18 protein-coding genes and 2 tRNA genes are annotated in these 15,276 nt (G+C 68.0%); 2 read left to right on the top strand and 18 right to left on the bottom strand.

Features of this window, described 5'->3' with window-relative positions; genetic code table 11:
• Positions 1-131 precede the first annotated feature (131 nt).
• Complete coding sequence (locus EJP67_RS16435) at positions 132-569, bottom strand: hypothetical protein (RefSeq protein ID WP_240650679.1); 438 nt, start codon at positions 567-569, stop codon at positions 132-134.
• 262 nt (positions 570-831) lie between these two features.
• Between EJP67_RS16435 and EJP67_RS33625 the strand changes: the two genes are divergently transcribed.
• On the top strand, positions 832-1,008 hold the full coding sequence (locus EJP67_RS33625; protein ID WP_165909637.1) for a hypothetical protein: 177 nt from the start codon (positions 832-834) through the stop codon (positions 1,006-1,008).
• Positions 1,009-1,105: 97 nt separating this feature from the next.
• On the opposite strand, the gene EJP67_RS16430 is transcribed toward EJP67_RS33625, so the two are convergent.
• The 5 genes from EJP67_RS16430 to EJP67_RS16410 all read right to left on the bottom strand — a co-directional run bounded on the left by EJP67_RS16430 (position 1,106) and on the right by EJP67_RS16410 (position 2,724).
• The gene (locus EJP67_RS16430) at positions 1,106-1,669 is read right to left on the bottom strand and encodes an HNH endonuclease (RefSeq protein WP_126022789.1); all 564 of its coding nucleotides are present in this window, start codon (positions 1,667-1,669) and stop codon (positions 1,106-1,108) included.
• A 57-nt stretch (positions 1,670-1,726) separates the two neighbouring features.
• Positions 1,727-1,800, bottom strand: a tRNA-His gene (locus EJP67_RS16425).
• Between the two features lie 31 nt (positions 1,801-1,831).
• Positions 1,832-2,032, bottom strand: coding sequence for a short-chain dehydrogenase (locus EJP67_RS16420; RefSeq protein WP_126022788.1), 201 nt, complete (start codon positions 2,030-2,032; stop codon positions 1,832-1,834).
• 38 nt (positions 2,033-2,070) lie between these two features.
• Positions 2,071-2,147: transfer RNA gene (locus EJP67_RS16415), tRNA-Arg, on the bottom strand.
• A gap of 373 nt (positions 2,148-2,520) precedes the next feature.
• Positions 2,521-2,724 carry a hypothetical protein gene (locus EJP67_RS16410; RefSeq protein WP_126022787.1) on the bottom strand — a complete coding sequence of 68 codons (204 nt, stop codon included), beginning with the start codon at positions 2,722-2,724 and terminating at the stop codon, positions 2,521-2,523.
• Between the two features lie 154 nt (positions 2,725-2,878).
• Between EJP67_RS16410 and EJP67_RS16405 the strand changes: the two genes are divergently transcribed.
• A complete protein-coding gene (locus EJP67_RS16405; protein ID WP_126022786.1) occupies positions 2,879-3,271 on the top strand; it encodes a hypothetical protein in 393 nt (130 codons plus the stop codon).
• Positions 3,272-3,278: 7 nt separating this feature from the next.
• On the opposite strand, the gene EJP67_RS16400 is transcribed toward EJP67_RS16405, so the two are convergent.
• From EJP67_RS16400 to EJP67_RS16345, 12 genes are all read right to left on the bottom strand, one after another.
• Positions 3,279-3,713, bottom strand: a complete 435-nt coding sequence (locus EJP67_RS16400; protein ID WP_126022785.1) for an acyl-CoA thioesterase — start codon at positions 3,711-3,713, stop codon at positions 3,279-3,281.
• Between the two features lie 2 nt (positions 3,714-3,715).
• The gene (locus tag EJP67_RS16395; protein WP_126022784.1) at positions 3,716-4,246 is read right to left on the bottom strand and encodes a MarR family winged helix-turn-helix transcriptional regulator; all 531 of its coding nucleotides are present in this window, start codon (positions 4,244-4,246) and stop codon (positions 3,716-3,718) included.
• Positions 4,243-5,019: an SDR family NAD(P)-dependent oxidoreductase gene (locus EJP67_RS16390; protein ID WP_126022783.1), complete on the bottom strand. Its 777-nt coding sequence runs from the start codon at positions 5,017-5,019 to the stop codon at positions 4,243-4,245. Before EJP67_RS16390 ends, EJP67_RS16395 begins: the two co-directional genes overlap by 4 nt.
• Positions 5,020-5,071: 52 nt before the next feature.
• Entirely contained in the window at positions 5,072-5,821 is a 750-nt protein-coding gene (locus EJP67_RS16385; protein ID WP_126022782.1) for an SDR family NAD(P)-dependent oxidoreductase, read from the bottom strand.
• 4 nt (positions 5,822-5,825) lie between these two features.
• Positions 5,826-7,415, bottom strand: coding sequence for an ATP-dependent acyl-CoA ligase (locus EJP67_RS16380; RefSeq protein ID WP_126022781.1), 1,590 nt, complete (start codon positions 7,413-7,415; stop codon positions 5,826-5,828).
• Positions 7,405-8,136: an ABC transporter ATP-binding protein gene (locus tag EJP67_RS16375; RefSeq protein WP_126022780.1), complete on the bottom strand. Its 732-nt coding sequence runs from the start codon at positions 8,134-8,136 to the stop codon at positions 7,405-7,407. Before EJP67_RS16375 ends, EJP67_RS16380 begins: the two co-directional genes overlap by 11 nt.
• A gap of 82 nt (positions 8,137-8,218) precedes the next feature.
• On the bottom strand, positions 8,219-10,006 hold the full coding sequence (locus EJP67_RS16370; protein ID WP_126022779.1) for a branched-chain amino acid ABC transporter ATP-binding protein/permease: 1,788 nt from the start codon (positions 10,004-10,006) through the stop codon (positions 8,219-8,221).
• Complete coding sequence (locus EJP67_RS16365; RefSeq protein WP_126022778.1) at positions 10,003-11,058, bottom strand: branched-chain amino acid ABC transporter permease; 1,056 nt, start codon at positions 11,056-11,058, stop codon at positions 10,003-10,005. The genes EJP67_RS16370 and EJP67_RS16365 overlap by 4 nt, the downstream gene beginning before the upstream one ends.
• Positions 11,059-11,092: 34 nt before the next feature.
• Entirely contained in the window at positions 11,093-12,256 is a 1,164-nt protein-coding gene (locus EJP67_RS16360; RefSeq protein ID WP_126022776.1) for an ABC transporter substrate-binding protein, read from the bottom strand.
• Between the two features lie 52 nt (positions 12,257-12,308).
• Entirely contained in the window at positions 12,309-12,773 is a 465-nt protein-coding gene (locus EJP67_RS16355) for an aromatic-ring-hydroxylating dioxygenase subunit beta (RefSeq protein WP_126022774.1), read from the bottom strand.
• The gene (locus EJP67_RS16350) at positions 12,770-14,095 is read right to left on the bottom strand and encodes an aromatic ring-hydroxylating dioxygenase subunit alpha (RefSeq protein WP_126022773.1); all 1,326 of its coding nucleotides are present in this window, start codon (positions 14,093-14,095) and stop codon (positions 12,770-12,772) included. The genes EJP67_RS16355 and EJP67_RS16350 overlap by 4 nt, the downstream gene beginning before the upstream one ends.
• A 28-nt stretch (positions 14,096-14,123) precedes the next feature.
• Complete coding sequence (locus EJP67_RS16345; RefSeq protein ID WP_126022771.1) at positions 14,124-15,266, bottom strand: ABC transporter substrate-binding protein; 1,143 nt, start codon at positions 15,264-15,266, stop codon at positions 14,124-14,126.
• Positions 15,267-15,276 lie beyond the last annotated feature (10 nt).

The raw sequence follows: 15,276 nt of genomic DNA, 5'->3' as shown, positions 1-15,276 counted from the left end.
AGGTCGAGTGTTCGAGTCACTCAGGGCCCACCACCAACACCAAAATAGCGCGGTCTTCGCGCTATTTTTTTCGTCAAAGCCTCCTCAAGATCTTCCCTGAGGAGGCTTTTTCTTTGCTGGCTCGCGCCCGGTCACGAACCAGAGCTGGAAGCGGCGCCCTTCCGCGCAATCCAGTCGTCGACGCAGCGCTCCAGCAGATCCTGTCGCTCGCCCACTTCCGCCGCCAGGTATTGGCGGGCATGCGCCTGCGCCAGTTCGCTCGACAGGAACCACTGCTCACGATCCGGGCTCCCTTGCGCCGGCGGTGCTCCCCATGCAGCAGTGCCCAGAAAGGCCTCGGTGACAGGCAATCGCCCATCGGTCTTGCCAAGCTCCGACAACGCATCGCGTGCGCCGCCAAGAAGAATGCGCACCTGCACGACCTCGTCGTCTGCCTCGATCAGCGCACCGAGGCCGCCAGCCTGATGCACCTGCCAGAGCTGTGCTGCAGAAGCATTGCGAACCCAGCTCTCCAGCGCACGCGTCAAACTTTCGAGGATGATTTTCTTGTTCATAAGGGAATATTTCACGATTTACTCCATCAGCTACAAGCAGCTTGCCCCAAAGCTGCAAACGGCGCCCATCTGGCGTGGCATCTTGCACTTGCTGTCACGCAGCGCAACAACAAAGAAAGACACAGGGACATCAACTTCGAAGCCAGACGGCTCGTTCGGCCCGCTCATGCGGGTATTTTTTTGCCCGGCTCGCAGCAACCTCCGCAGCGACGCACGACAGCCACGGAATGCGCCTCGCCCCGGACCGTGCTTTCGGGCGTGAGCTATATTTCCGCCCATGGAAAAGGCGTCCGACATAGGCAAACCCACCGTCCCCATCGACCTGATCGGGCCGGATCACTGGCCCCGTTCGAAGCGCGGCACGGGCCGTGCAACCAAAGTCATTCTGGCGATCGTCGGCGGTCTGGCTGCAGCAGGCGTGATCGCTTACCGCTTCTTCGGTATCGGGCGCTGAAAGGCAGTCTTCCCCACGAACCAAAGCCCGCCGTCCGAAGGACAGCGGGCTTTTTTCATGGGCGCGGCGGTACAGGAAGCTCATCACAGCCCCGCACCTACTGAAGCCGCGAGCCCTTGGGCAGCCGCTTCGCCAGCCATTCGTGCACGTCCGCACGGATGTTGCGGCCTTCCAGCAGGAAGTTCTCATAGCGGCTCGGCACATACGGCAGGTAGACCAGCGGCATGCCCGCCTCCTCCGGCGTGCGCGCTGCCTTGCGGTTGTTGCAGGCGGCGCATGCGCTCACGAGGTTGGTCCAGGTCCATGGGCCTCCGCGCGATTCGGGCAGCACGTGCTCGCATTGCAGGTCGCGCTCGTGGAAGACGCCCGCACAGTAGGCGCAGGTGTGGCGGTCGCGGCGCAGCAGCTTGGTCTTGGTGACGCTCGGAATCACTTCGAAGAGGTTGATCTTCGAGGCGCCGCGCAGCGCGATGATCGGCGCGACCTCGATGCGCGACTGCACGCCGCGCGCCACGTTGAAACCGCCGCGCAGCGTGGCCAGCGGCTGGTCGCCGTCTTCCCAGGCGACCGAGCCGGTCGCGTAGTGCAACACCGCCTGCTCCAGCGAAATCCAGGCTTGCGGCGTGCCCTGAATGTCGAGTTGCAGGACGTGAGGGTGCATGAATCGCCTCCTTTCGCGGCGATGGTTGCGTGGTTGATGAATGAAGGAACGAAGCCATGGGGTACGCGAACGGAATCGAACCGTCGTCAGCGGGACCACAACCCGCGGCTCTGCCATTGAGCTACGCGCACCATGAAGAATTGACGATCGGTAAGAGGCCGATCACCACTCGCCGACGGCGCGAACGCGTTGGTCGAGATCGAGGCCGTCGGACTGCAGCTCGCGACCCGGCGCCTCCTGATTCGCGCCGCGTGCACCGGCGATGAAACCGAAGCGCCGGACCAAGGCCAGCATCGTGGTGCGCTCGCGCGGCTGCGCCGGGCGCACGGTGATCATCCGGATCGGGGTATTGCGCTTGCGCATGGTGACTCCTCGGTTGTGTGACAGCAGGACAAAGAAACTGGCCCCACGTGCACGACTCGAACGTGCAACCCCTTGCTTCGTAGGCAAGTGCTCTGATCCATTGAGCTAACGCGGGTGGTAAACAAAAAGTGTCCGGTTACGAGTTCCGGCGCCGCCCAATCTTTGCGGCCGGTTTCCGCGGGAGGACCATCTGCATGGCCCTGTCCCGCTCGGGTTCGGTGATGTCGTCGTGCCTGGAACGGCTGTCCGCTTTCCATTTCGGTTGTGTCCTCACGCGACGGACAACGCACTGGCGCTGTCCCGTACGACGTCGCTGCACAGGAGTGATCAATTCCTGCACATCCCGCCAGACCGTCTACGCGGTGGGCTCTGGCGGTGTGGTGAAGGCACACCCGAAATGACAAACAGAAAACTGCACGACAAAACAAAAAGGCCCGGAACCTTGCGGTTTCCGGGCCTCTGAACGAGAGAGCTTGGAAGGTGTGCGCCTATGCGCAACCTCCACCCGGTAGCACCTGATCCTCGGTTTTTCCAAAACGCAAGCCGGCTGCGGCTTTCGTGGAATACACGTGGCTCTGGTGCCGGTTCGATCGGACCGACGGCATGCCGTCGAAACCACCGCACGCCCAGACGCGCACGAGCGATCGGCCCGATGCGGGACGAATGCTGGTGAGGATCAGTGCGGTGTTCACGATGGTTCCTGAGTCAAAAATTGCCGCTGTCGGCCGTTAGGGGTTGGAAAAATGGTACGGCTTGGAGCCGCGAGTGAAGGCAACTGTAAATAGTGTTTACGGCGGCGTCAACAACCGGGACAATCTTTTTTTGTCTTGTTGTTGTTTTTGAACAGTGCCCAATATCACCGTCGCGCGCCGCCGCAATGCGCTTGCGCTGCACCGCCGCTTTCTCGAAGAGGCCGTTGCCGCAGGCTTGCCAGCCAAGGGGCTGGACCAGGCGTTCGCGAAGAAGATCGAGATTTCCCCCAGCATGTGGAGCCAGATCAAGAGCTCCCGCCCCATCGGCGACAACCTGGCGAGGCAGATCGAAAGGCATTGCGGCGTCGAGCTGGGCTGGCTCGACGAGGAAGACCGGCCCAGCGAAGTGCCGGATGCCGCTGAGGAGCGCTTCATCGCAGCGGCGCGCGAGGCATGGCGATCGGCCAACGCCAAGGGAAAGAAGGAGCTCAGCGGCTGGCTGAAGAAGCGCGCGCAGGACGCCGGCGGCAACGAGCCTGCACCCTGAAGACGGCTCAGCCCAGCGCGGGCGCGTTGCGCAGGATGGCAGCGCGCATGTCGTCCGGAATGGCAACGGCCCGATGGGTCTCCAGCGACGTGGTCACCAGCACCTGCTGCATCTGCATGCGCACCTCGCCGCCCACCGGCTCGAAGCAGCGCACCTGCAGGGTCATCGAGCGGGAGCCGAGGCGCTCCACGGCCAGCCCCAGCATCACCTGGTCGCCCATGCGGCTCACCGCGCGGAAGTCGACCTCGAGCTTCACCGTGGGCAGGCCGATGCGGCGCTGCGCCACCAGGCCGTGGTAGCTGAGGCCCAGGCCTTCGTTGACCCAGTCTTCGACGAGGCCGTTGAGCATCACGAAGTACTGCGGATAGAAGACGATGCCCGCCGGATCGCAGTCCGAGAAGCGGATCAGCCGCGGTCTGCAGAACTCGCTGTCCTCGGCCATGTTCAGCCCTCCTCGCTCGCCGGCTCGCCGCGCATCACGTGCACGCGCAGCAGGCCGAGCTGTGTGTGCAGCTGCTTGACGGTCTTCATGTCGAGGCCCGAGAACATCTCGAGAATCCACTGCTCGTGCTCGCTCGCCATGGTCTCGAAAGTACGGCGTCCAGTGGGCGTGAGGCTCACGATCCACGCGCGGCGGTCGTCGGGGCTGGGGGCGCGGGCGACCATGCCTTCGCGCTCGAGTTCGTCCGTCAGGCCGGTGACGTTGCCGCCGGTCACCATCAGGTAGCGCGACAGCACGCGCATCTTCAGGCCGTCCTTGTAGCGATAGAGCTGCGCCATGTAGTCGAAGCGCGCCAGCGAGATGCCGAAGCGCTCGCGCAGCCGGCGACGGATCTCGGACTCGATCTGCGTGGTGCTGGCCAGCATGCGCAGCCACAGCTTGAGCACGGCGTGGTCGTCGTGGCCGGCGCGGGCCTCGTGGCCCAGTTCTTCCGCATCGCTCAGCACTGCGTGCGACGCGTCGTTGCGTGTCATGTCACTTCTCCCCCTGAAACCGAAATCGACTGCCCGGTGACCGACGCGGCGCCCTCGCCGCACAGCCAGCGCACGGCGTCGGCCACTTCGGCGGGCTGCACGATGCGCTTCTGCGGATTCACGCTGGAGAACTCCGCAAGCGCATCGGCCTCGCTGCGCCCGGTCTTGCCGACCACGTTGGCGACGCTGTTGCGCAGGATATCGGTGTCGGTGTAGCCAGGGCACACGGCGTTCACGGTGACGCCCTTGCGTGCCACTTCCAGCGCCAGCGAGCGCGTGAGCCCGACTACGCCATGCTTGGCCGCGGTGTAGGCAGCCACGTAGGCATAGCCCTTCTGCCCCGCCGTGCTGGCGATGTTGACGATGCGCCCCCAGCCGGCATCGAGCATGTCCGGCAGCGCGGCCTGCGCGCACAGGAAGCTGCCGGTGAGGTTGACCGACAGCATCCGCTGCCAGAGTTCGAACGATGTCTTGAGAAACGGCGCACTCTCCGCCGCCCCCGCGTTGTTGACTAGCGCGGTGACGGGCCCACGCGCGGCACGGGCTTCGGCGAACGCCGCCTGCACGGCCTCCGGGTTCGCCACGTCTGCCGCAACCACGCCGTGCCTGCTGCCCGCCAGCGAATCCGCCACCCGCTGTAGCGCCTCGCGGTCACGTCCCAGCAAGGTCAGAGTGGCGCCTTCGGCAGCCAGCGTGCGGGCGATCTCCGCCCCGATGCCGCGCGCCGCGCCCGTGACGAGTGCGTGCCGGCCAGTCAGTGAATTTGAGTCCATACCTGAATGATTTAGTTCTGAACCATTTTAGCCGAGCGGCCCGGCAAGGCTGTCAGCGCATGAAACGGCCGCCGTTGAGATCCAGCGTCGCGCCGGTCATGAAGGCCGCAGCAGGAGAAGCCAGATAGACCACGGCCGCAGCCACCTCCTCGGCCAGCCCGAAGCGGCCGAGCGGAATGCCCGCCTGCAACGCGTGCTGGCGCGCAGGCGCCATGGCATCGAGCGAGGGGCTGCGGATCGCGGCCGGCGCCAGCGCGTTCACCGTCACGCCGTGAGGCGCCAGTTCCTGCGCGAACGACCGAGTCAGCGCCAGCATCCCGGCCTTGCTTGCCGCGTAGTGCACGCCTGTCGCGTTGCTGGCCTGCTGCCCAGCCATCGAACCGAGGTTGACGATGCGCCCCTCGCCGCGCTCGCGCATGTGACGCCCCGCGATGCGGCAGCCGAAGAAGGCGCCGCGCAAGTTGATGGCCAGCACGTCGTCCCACTCCTCGGACGCGATGTCCCACAGCGAGGTCGATGGCGTGCGCGCCGCGTTGTTGACCATGATGTCGACTGCGCCGAGGCGCGCCACAGCTGCATCGAAGCAGCTGGAAAACGCCGTCTCGTCGCGCACGTCGAGCTGCAACGCGAGCCCGCCGATCTCCGCCGCCACGGCTTCGGCACTGGCAAGTTCGATGTCGGCGAGGACCACGCGTGCCCCGGCTTCGCTCAATCCCCGCGCGATGGCGGCCCCCAGGCCCTGCCCCGCGCCGGTCACGAACGCCACACGTCCGGAAAGAGGAGGCAGCGCAAGGTTCGCCATTGCCTCAGGCCTTCGCGGGCTTGCCGTCCCAGGTCTGCGGTCCGACTCCGCGCTCCCGCAGCTTGAACTTCTGGACCTTGCCGTTCTCGGTGCGGGGAAGGTCGTTCAGCACGTCGATGTAGCGCGGCACGGCGAAGTACGGCAGCCGGCCTTCGCAGAAGCGCGCGAGCTCGGCGGGGTCGATGGCCGCGCCCTCGCGGGCCACCAGCGCGGCCATCACCTCGTCCTCGGCAAGCTCGGAGCGCACGGGATACACCGCGCACGAAGCCACGCCTGGATGGCTCAGCAGCACTTGCTCGACCTCGAACGAGGAAATGTTCTCCCCGCGCCGGCGGATCGCGTCCTTGATGCGGTCGACAAAACGGAAGGCCCCGTCCGCATCGCGCACCACGCGGTCGCCGGTGTGGAACCAGAGATTGCGCCAGGCCTCGACCGTCTTCTCCGGCATGTTGAAGTAGCCGCTGGCGAAGGCATACGGCTCGTCCGCGCGAAGCAGTAACTCGCCCGCCTCGCCGGCCGGCAGCGCCACGTCGTCCTCGTCGGCCACGCGCGCCTGGAAGCCGGGGCGCAGCCAGCCCATCACACCGCCGCGCGGCGAATCGGGCGCCGTGGCGATGGCGAAGTTGGTCTCGGTCGACCCATAGCCTTCCAGCAGCGATACGCCCGTGCGCGCCTTGAACGCGACACCGGCGGCAGCCGGCACGCCGGGCCCCAGCCCGATGCGCACGCGGTGGTCGCGCTCCCCCGCCCCTCCGGGCTGGGCCAGCAGGATCGGCACCATCGCCCCCAGCAGATAGACCACCGTCGCCCCGCTCGCGCGCATCGTCGGCCAGAAGCCCGATGCCGAGAAGCGCGGCTCGAACACCACTTGCGAGCCCGTCAGCGCGGCCTGCGCGAAGGTGTTGAGTGCGTTGATGTGGAAGAGCGGCAGCGTGGTGCACAGCACGTCGTCGGCGCCCACGCCGAGCACTTCGGCACTGTTCACGCCCCACCAAAAGTACTGCGCGTGCGGGCAGACCACGCCCTTGGCAGGCCCGGTCGTGCCCGAGGTATAGAGGATCGCGAGTGCGTCGCCGGGCTGCACGGATGCCGGCTCGACGGGTTCTCCATGCGCGGGATACGCCACGACACGCACGCCCGCAGGCGCACGCCAGGCGTCCAAAGCTGTCTCGCCGACGACCCAGATTTCGCGCAGCGCGGTACGCCCGAGGTCCGCCGCCGCGAGCCGCTCCACGAAGCCCGCTTCGATCACCAGCAGCTTCGCCTCGCTGTTCGCAAGGAAGTACTCGATCTGCGGCCCCATTGACGCGGTATTGACCGGCACCGTCGAAGCACCCAGCCATCCCGCTCCCAGGAAGCTTTCGAGAAACTCGACGCGGTTGCCGCACATCACCGCGATGCGATCGCCGCGCACCACGCCGGCCGCCGCCAGCGCGCCGGCCCGCGCCGCCGCAACGTGGGCCGCATCGCGGTGCGTCCACTCGCTCCCCGCGATCTTCAGCAGCGCGCGCGAGCCGAACAGTCCGGCCTGCCGCTGCAGCATCGCCGGCAGCGTGCGCTGCGCGGGCGGCACGGCGCGGGGCTCAGTCGTCATCGTGCGTGCCTCCGCCGAGGTAGGTCGCCTGCACCCGCGAGTCGCTCGCCAGTTCGGCCGAGGCGCCAGAGAGCGCGATCTCGCCCGTCTCCAGCACATAGCCGTGGTCGGAGCTTTCGAGCGCGGCGCGCGCGTTCTGCTCCACAAGCAGGATCGACACGCCGTCCTCCCGCAGCTTGCGCACGATGGCCAGGATGTCGCGCACGATCAGCGGCGCCAGGCCCAGGCTGGGCTCGTCGAGCATCAGCAGCCGGGGCGCCGACATCAGCGCGCGCCCCACGGCCAGCATCTGGCGTTCGCCGCCCGAGAGCGTGTCGGCGCGCTGCGAGCGGCGCTCGGCCAGCCGCGGAAAGCGGTCGTACACCGACTGCAGCCGCTTCTTCATCGCGTCGCCGCGCAGGCGCTTGGCATAGGCGCCGAGCTGCAGGTTGTCGAGCACGGTCAGCTCGCCGAAGAGCTCTCGCTTCTCGGGCACGAGGCACAGGCCGCGCTCCACGCGCGCTTCCACGTCGAGCCCCTGCAGGTCTTCGCCCTCGAAGCGCAGCGTGCCCTTGCATGGCAGCAGGCCCATGGCGGCCGCCAGCAGCGTGGTCTTGCCCGCGCCGTTGGGACCGATCACCGAGATGATCTGGCCCGGCTGCAGGTCGAGCGACACGCCGCGCACCGCCTCGACCTGTCCGTAGGACACGTGCAGATCGCCGATCTCCAGCATCGCGGTCATACCCACACCCCCAGGCTCGTCACTTCGTGTACTTCGCGCACCCCCTGAAGGGGGCCCGCGCCTTCGGGCGGCCGTGCGGCGCTCATACGACGCTCCCCAGATAAGCCGCCTGCACGCGCTCGTCCGCGCGCACCGCCGACGGCACGCCCTCCACGAGCTTGGAGCCGAAGTTCATCACCACCAGCCTGTCCACCAGTTTCATCACGAAGTCCATGTCATGTTCCACGATGAGGATGGTCACGCCCTCCTCGCGCAGCTTGCGCAGCAGGTCGCCGAGCGCCATCTTCTCCTTGCGGCGCAGGCCGGCGGCCGGCTCGTCGAGCACCAGCAGCACCGGGTCGGCGGCCAACGCGCGGGCGATCTCCAGGATGCGCTGCGTGCCCAGCGGCAGGCTGCCCGCCTGCTCGTGCGCGCGGTCGCCCAGGCCGATGCGGTCGAGCTGGCGCTGCGCTTCCTGAAGGATCTGCGCCTCCTCCGTGCGGTCGAGCCGCAGGCCGGCCTTCAGGATGCCCGAGCGCGTGCGCGAATGCGCGCCCAGCGCCACGTTGTCGAGCAGGCTCATGTGCGGGCGCAGCTTCACGTGCTGGAAGGTGCGCGCCAGCCCCAGCCGCGCCACCTCGCGCTGCGGCATGCCGGCGATGTCGTGCTCCAGGAAGCGCACCTGGCCCGAGCTCATCGGCAGCGTACAGGTCAGCAGGTTGAACATGGTCGACTTGCCCGCGCCGTTGGGCCCGATCAGCCCGACGATCTCGCCGGCCTTCACGTCGAAGCTCACGTCGTTCACCGCCACCAGCCCGCCGAAGCGCTTGACCGCGCCGTTCACCGACAGCACCGGCGAGCCGCGCGCGGGCAGCGTGCGGTGCGGCAGCGGCTCGACCGCCGGCCCCTCGTGGCGCGAAGGCCCGCGCGCGCCGGCGCGGCGTCGCGTCCAGCGGCGCAGCAGCCCCATCACGCCGCCGCGCGCGAAGTGCAGCAGCAGGATGAAAAGCGCCGCGAAGGCCACCGCCTCCAGCTGGCCCGCGCGCTGCGTGAGCATCGGCAGCACGTCCTGCAGGCCGTTCTTCAGCACCAGCACCAGCGCGGCGCCCACCAGCGCGCCACCCAGCTGGCCGAGCCCGCCGGCCACCGCCATCAGCAGGTACTCGATGCTGGCGCGCACGTCGAAGGGCGACGGGCTCACGAAGCGGTTCATGTGCGCGTAGAGCCAGCCCGCCAGCCCCGCGAGCAGGGCTGCGGTGACGAACAGCGAAAGCCGCACGCGGTACGCATCGGCCCCCACGCTCGCCAGCAGTGTCGCGCCGCCGCGCAGCCCGCGAATCGCGCGCCCCGGCCGCGACTGCAGCAGGTTGTGGCTGAACAGGCAGGCCAGCCCGACCACCGTCCAGATCAGGCAATACATCGCGCGCGGATCGGCCAGCGACCAGCCTGCGATCTGCAGCGGCGGAATATTCGACAGGCCCGTGTGCCGCCCCAGCGCATCGACATTGCCGAACAGCATCGCGATGGAGAGCCCCCAGGCGATGGTGCTCAGCGGCAGGAAGTGCCCGCCCAGCCGCAGCGTCAGCATGCCGATCGCCAGCGCCGACAGCCCCGTGAGCAGCAGCGCGAACAGCAGCCCCAGCCAGGGCGACATGCCCTGCGTGGTGGTGAGCCATGCGGTCGCGTAGGCCGCGATGCCCACGAAGGCCGCCTGCCCGAAGGAGGTGGCGCCGCCCACGCCCGTCAGCAGCACGAGGCCCAGCGCCACGAGTGCGCCGATGCCGATGTCGTTGAGCAGCGAGACGGTGAAGCTGCCCGCGAACACCGGCACCAGCGCCAGCACCACGACGAGCCCGGCGATCCACGCCATGCGTTTGCGATTGCCGTTCATTCGTCCACCTCGTCTTCTTCCTCTTCGGCATGCGCGGCCATGAAGGAGCGCAGCATCAGCACCGGTATCAGCAGGCTGAACACGATCACGTCCTTCAGCGCGCCGCTCCAGAACGAGGCGAAGCTCTCGACCACGCCGACCGCGAGCGCGCCCACGGCCGTCATCGGGTAGCTCACGAGCCCGCCGATGATCGCGGCCACGAAGGCCTTCAGGCCGATGATGAAGCCCGAGTCGTAGTACATCGTCGTCACCGGCGCGATCAGCACGCCGATCAGCCCCGCCAGCAGCGAGGCGCACCCGTACGCCAGCAACGCGGTGCGCACCGGCCGGATGCCGACCAGCCGCGCGCCCACACGGTTGACCGCCGTGGCGCGCAGCGCCTTGCCGGCCACCGTGCGCTCGAACACCAGGAAGAAGAGGCCGCTCAGCACGATGGCCGCCCCCACCATCAGCACCACCTGCCCGCTGACGGTGAAGCCCTCGCCCAGCGTGAACACGGCGCTGGTCAGCGGCGTGGTGCGCGAACCCTCGGGCCCGAAGAACAGCAGGCCCAGGCCCGACAGCAGGAAGTGCAGCGCCAGCGACACGATCAGCAGCACCAGCACCGAAGCGTCGGCGATCGGCTGGAACACCACCCGCGCGAGCAGCGGCGCGATGGGCACCACCAGCAGCACCGCCACCGCGATGTGCACCGCCACCGGCACGCCCGGCCGCGCCGCGAGCCACGCCAGCGCGCAGGGAATGGCGGGCAGCACGCCCCAGGTCAGCACCGCCTTCGGAATGCGCGCGGTCTCGCCGCGCCGCACGAGGCTGCCTACTTCGGTGGCCAGGGCCAGCGCCGCAAGCACCGCGACCATGCCGATGGTCGGCGGCACGCGGCCGGTCTCGAAGGCCGCGAGCGACAGCGCCGCGAAGGCCGCGATGTCACCGAAAGGCACGAACACAACCCGCGTGACCGAGAAGATCAGCACCAGCCCGAGGCCGGCCAGCAGGTAGATGGCACCGTTGGCAAGGCCGTCGGTGAGGAGGATGAGCGCCACGTCCCACGTCATGGCGCGGTCCTCCGGAAAGTCGGGAACAAGAGGTTCAAGGTGCGAGCTTCCATTGGCCGTTGTCGAGCTTGACGATCACCCGGGCGCGCTCATCCACGCCGTAGAGGCTGCCGGGCTTGAAGGTATAGACGCCGTGCGTGCCCACAACCTCCTTGGTGCTGAAGATGGCGTCGCGAAGCGCCACGCGGAACTCGGGCGTGCCCGGCTCCGCCTTCTTCATCGCGCGCGAGGCGGCGTCGGCGAACACCAGCCAGCCGTCGAAGGAATAGGCCGAGAAGGCATCGCTGGTCGGCGCGTTGTTGACCTTCTGGAACACGGCGCGGAAGTCGGTCGCGATCTTCTTCGTCGGGTAGTCGGCAGGCAGCTGCTCGGCCACGATCACGGGGCCGGTGGGCATCAGCGCGTTCTGGCCGGCCGCACCGACCACGCGCACGAAGTCGGGGTTGATGAGGCCGTGCTGGCCGTACACGCCGCCCTTGAAGCCGCGCTCCTGCAGCGCCAGGAAAGGCAGCGCGCCCGGCGTGCCGGCGCCGCCGGTCATCACCGCGTCGGGGCGCAGCGCCACGATCTTCAGCACCTGTCCGGTCACCGAGGCGTCGGAGCGCGCATAGCGCTCGTTGCTCACCACCTTGATGCCTGCGGCGGGCGCGGCCTTCATCAGTGCCTCGTACACCAGGTCGCCCCAGGCATCGGAGAAGCCGATGTAGCCCACGGTCTTCACGTTGTTGCGCTTCATGCGCTCGACCACCGCGTCGATCATCAGCTGCGTGGGCTGGGCCACGGTCATCACCCACGGGTTCTCGTTGGGGTCGAGCAGGATCGGCGTGAGGCCGATCATCGGCGTCTTTGCCTCCTTGCCGACCTGCGCCATCGCTATTGCCGCGGGCACGCCCGAGGTGCCCATGAGCACGTCCACCTTCTCCTCCTCGATCAGCTTGCGCGCGTTGCGCCCGGCCGTGGTCGGGTCGGAGCCGTCGTCGAGCACGACCAGCTGGATCTTGCGGCCATTGACTTCGGGCTTGTAGGCCAGCGCGGCCTGCATGCCCTTGGCGTAGGGCACGCCCAGCGAGGAGTTCGGCCCCGACAGCGACACGCTCAGTCCGACCTTGAGGTCGGCCGCGAATGCGCTGGCAACGCCACAGGCGGTCAGCGCGGCGGCAAGGGCGCCGCGCGTCAATGTCTGCATCAGGCTCTTCATGTCGTAGCTCCGGTGAGGATGGTTGGAATGGACAACGGGTAACTCGGATGGATCAGATGAACAACTGGATGGCGGGCAACGCGCGCGGGGCGTTGAGCAGGTCGACGCGCTTCTCGCGGATTCGCCAGCCCTCAGGAGTGCGCACGAGGTGGTGGCGGGCGGTGCCGCTCAGCAATATCTGCCCCTCGCCGCGCGCCTCGACGTAGAGGAACGGCGTGCGCAGCCAGGCTTCATCGCCATCCTCGCGTTCGATTCGCGAGGGCTGCAGCACATGCTGGCTGTGGCTCGCGGGATGCTGCGAATGCGCGCGCGGGTTCTTCAACCGCTCCACGCGAAGCTGCAGCAGCAGGCGGTCTTCGTAGGCCAGCGAGTTGTGCGAGAAGGGGTCGGCCTGCGCCGCGCCGAGCAGCGGCACCCAGTAGTGGCCGTCTTCCGCGAACAGGGCCAGCCAGTCGTCGAAGCGGCGCTCGTCGAGCAGCGCCGCCTCCTGGGCGGCGAAATCGCGCGGGTCCGTCATGCCGTGGCCTCCATGCCCGCCGCCATGGCCTTCGCCCAGGCGCGGAACTGGTTGCGCATCAGCAGCTCGTTGGTGCCGTTGGTGGTGATCGTGGCCTGCTGCTTCTCGGCCGGATAGAAGTTGCGATGCAGGCTCACCCATTCGTTGCCGCCCGCGCGCAGGCCCTGCTGGATGCTCTCGAACAGGTGCACGTCGTCGTGCGCGACCACCGACATCGGCGAGAACACCAGCCGGTTGTAGCTCATGGCGCGCTCGAAGAGCAGCGCAGGCGCGCCTGCCGCGCTGAAGCTCCAGGCCTCGATCAGCGTGCGGTCTGCCGCCAGCGGACGGATCACGCGGATGGCCAGCGGCGAGCCCTTGACCGACAGGCTCGGAAAGAAGACGGAGTTCTGCGGCGAGCGCTGCAGGATCTCGGCCGCGCGCTCCTCGCCGTGCGCAGCGCGCATGGCGGCCTCGTACTCGGGCAGCTGCGCGTAGTTGGAGTGGATGCTGAAGTTCACCCCCAGCACGCTGTGGCCGTTGGCGAACACGCGCCCGCCCATCCTGTCGAAGAACTCGTAGCCCGAGCCGAAAGGCAGGATCTGCTCCATCGCCATCGGCTTGGGATCCGTTGGCGCATGGCCCTCCCACAGCGCCTCTGCCGCCTTGGTGGCAGATTCGTGCGTGGACATCGGATGCACCGTGTCGTTGATGTTCTCCAGGTACATCTTCCAGTTGCAGTGGACGATGTTGCGCAGCACGCCGCCGCCAACGGCCAGCTTGCCTTCGGGCGAGCGGTCGACCATGTTGTCGATGGCGCCCAGCACCTCGCCGAAGTACTCGTCGAACGAAGGGCCGGTGTCGGAAAGGCGCACGAACACGAAGTCGCGGTACACCTTCACGTTCTTCACCACCGAGAGCCCTTGCCCCGACTCGCAGGCCTTGAGCTGCGTGCCCTCGTAGCCGTTCTTCAGCGGCAGCCCGAGCGGCGCCCCGTCGAGCTTGTAGGTCCAGGCGTGGTACGGGCAGCGGAAGAAGCGGCCGGTGTTGCCGCACTCGTCCGTCACCAGCTGCGTGCCCTTGTGGGCGCAGCGGTTGTAGAGCACATGCACATCGCCGTCGGGCTGGCGCACCATGAGCAGGGGCCGGCCGGCGATCTCCTGCGTCACGAAGTCACCGGCCTGCGGCACCTGGCTCGCATGGCCCAGGAAGACCCAGGTGCCGGCGAACAGGTGCTCCTGCTCCAGCGCGAAAAGCTCGTCGCTCAGGTACAGGTCGCGGTGCACCCGGTCGTCCTGAACCAGCGCCGCGACGAGATCGGGGCGGTTTCGGTAGGTGGTCATGGCAATGCGCTCGGTGGCGTGGCGGGCGCTAGGGGACCAGCTTCCACTGGCCCTTGGTCATCTGCACGATGACCACGCCGCGCTGGTCGGAGCCATAGCGATCGTCGGGCTTGAAGGTGTAGACGCCATGCGTGCCCACCAGCTCCTTGGTGCTCACGATGGCGTCGCGCAACGCCGTGCGGTAGGCCGGCGTGCCCGGCTCGCCCTTGGTGCGCGAGGCCGCGTCGGCCAGCAGCAGATACGCGTCGTAGGTGTACGACGAGAAGGCATCGGTCGGCACCGCGCCGTTGAGCTTCTGGTAGGCATTGCGAAAGCCCATCGACACCTTCTTGATCGGGTTGGCGTCGGGCAGCTGGTCGGCCACCAGCACCGGGCCGCTGGGCACCTGCAGGCCCTCGATGGAGGCGCCGCCCACGCGCACGAAGTCGGCGTTGATGAGGCCGTGCGTGCCGTAGATCCTGCCCTTGTAGCCGCGCTCGGCCAGCGCGATGTAGGGCAGCGCGCCGGGCGTGCCCGAGTTGCCCGCGAACACCGCGTCGGGCCGCGCCGCGACGATCTTCAGCACCTGCCCGGCCACCGACGAATCGCTGCGCGCATAGCGCTCGTTCGCCACCACCTTGATGCCGGCGGCATCGGCGCTCTTCATCAGCGAGTCGTAGGCCAGGTCGCCCAAAGCGTCGGAAAAGCCGATGAAGGCCACCGTCTTCACGCCCGACTTCTTCATGCGATCGACCACGCCCGCCACCATCAGCGGGAAGGGCTGCGACACCGTCACCGTCCACGCGCCCTCGGGCCCCGGAATGGTCACCGGCGTGGGCGAGATCAGCGGCGTGTTGAGCTCGCGCGCCACCGAGGCGATGGCCATCGCGCCCGGCACGCCCGAGGTGCCGATCAGCACGTCGACCTTGTCCTCGGTCACCAGCTTGCGCGCGTTGCGGCCTGCGGTGGTGGGGTCGGAGGCATCGTCGAGCACGATGAGCTGCACCTTGCGCCCGGCGATCTCGGGGTGCTCGGCGATGGCGGCGCGGATGCCCTTCTCGTAGGGCACGCCCAGCGCGGCCACGGGGCCCGAGAGCGAACTGATGAAGCCGATCTTCAGGTCGGCGGCCATGGCCTGCGCTGCGGCCAGCGCGACGGCCGTGGTGGCGAGGATGCGGGCGATCTTTTTCATTGGCGATTTC

Origin of the sequence: Variovorax guangxiensis, from assembly GCF_003952165.1 — a bacterium.
GTDB classification, from domain to species: Bacteria; Pseudomonadota; Gammaproteobacteria; order Burkholderiales; family Burkholderiaceae_C; genus Variovorax; species Variovorax guangxiensis.
This window is presented reverse-complemented; position numbering and strand designations above follow the sequence as displayed.

What these genes read in the sequence shown, in the direction of transcription:
- EJP67_RS33625 (WP_165909637.1), top strand. Translation starts at nt 832, where the DNA reads ATGGAAAAGGCGTCCGACATAGGCAAACCCACCGTCCCCATCGACCTG.
- EJP67_RS16430 (WP_126022789.1), bottom strand. Translation starts at nt 1,669, where the DNA reads ATGCACCCTCACGTCCTGCAACTCGACATTCAGGGCACGCCGCAAGCC.
- EJP67_RS16420 (WP_126022788.1), bottom strand. Translation starts at nt 2,032, where the DNA reads ATGCGCAAGCGCAATACCCCGATCCGGATGATCACCGTGCGCCCGGCG.
- EJP67_RS16400 (WP_126022785.1), bottom strand. Translation starts at nt 3,713, where the DNA reads ATGGCCGAGGACAGCGAGTTCTGCAGACCGCGGCTGATCCGCTTCTCG.
- EJP67_RS16395 (WP_126022784.1), bottom strand. Translation starts at nt 4,246, where the DNA reads ATGACACGCAACGACGCGTCGCACGCAGTGCTGAGCGATGCGGAAGAA.
- EJP67_RS16390 (WP_126022783.1), bottom strand. Translation starts at nt 5,019, where the DNA reads ATGGACTCAAATTCACTGACTGGCCGGCACGCACTCGTCACGGGCGCG.
- EJP67_RS16385 (WP_126022782.1), bottom strand. Translation starts at nt 5,821, where the DNA reads ATGGCGAACCTTGCGCTGCCTCCTCTTTCCGGACGTGTGGCGTTCGTG.
- EJP67_RS16380 (WP_126022781.1), bottom strand. Translation starts at nt 7,415, where the DNA reads ATGACGACTGAGCCCCGCGCCGTGCCGCCCGCGCAGCGCACGCTGCCG.
- EJP67_RS16375 (WP_126022780.1), bottom strand. Translation starts at nt 8,136, where the DNA reads ATGACCGCGATGCTGGAGATCGGCGATCTGCACGTGTCCTACGGACAG.
- EJP67_RS16370 (WP_126022779.1), bottom strand. Translation starts at nt 10,006, where the DNA reads ATGAACGGCAATCGCAAACGCATGGCGTGGATCGCCGGGCTCGTCGTG.
- EJP67_RS16365 (WP_126022778.1), bottom strand. Translation starts at nt 11,058, where the DNA reads ATGACGTGGGACGTGGCGCTCATCCTCCTCACCGACGGCCTTGCCAAC.
- EJP67_RS16360 (WP_126022776.1), bottom strand. Translation starts at nt 12,256, where the DNA reads ATGAAGAGCCTGATGCAGACATTGACGCGCGGCGCCCTTGCCGCCGCG.
- EJP67_RS16355 (WP_126022774.1), bottom strand. Translation starts at nt 12,773, where the DNA reads ATGACGGACCCGCGCGATTTCGCCGCCCAGGAGGCGGCGCTGCTCGAC.
- EJP67_RS16350 (WP_126022773.1), bottom strand. Translation starts at nt 14,095, where the DNA reads ATGACCACCTACCGAAACCGCCCCGATCTCGTCGCGGCGCTGGTTCAG.
- EJP67_RS16345 (WP_126022771.1), bottom strand. Translation starts at nt 15,266, where the DNA reads ATGAAAAAGATCGCCCGCATCCTCGCCACCACGGCCGTCGCGCTGGCC.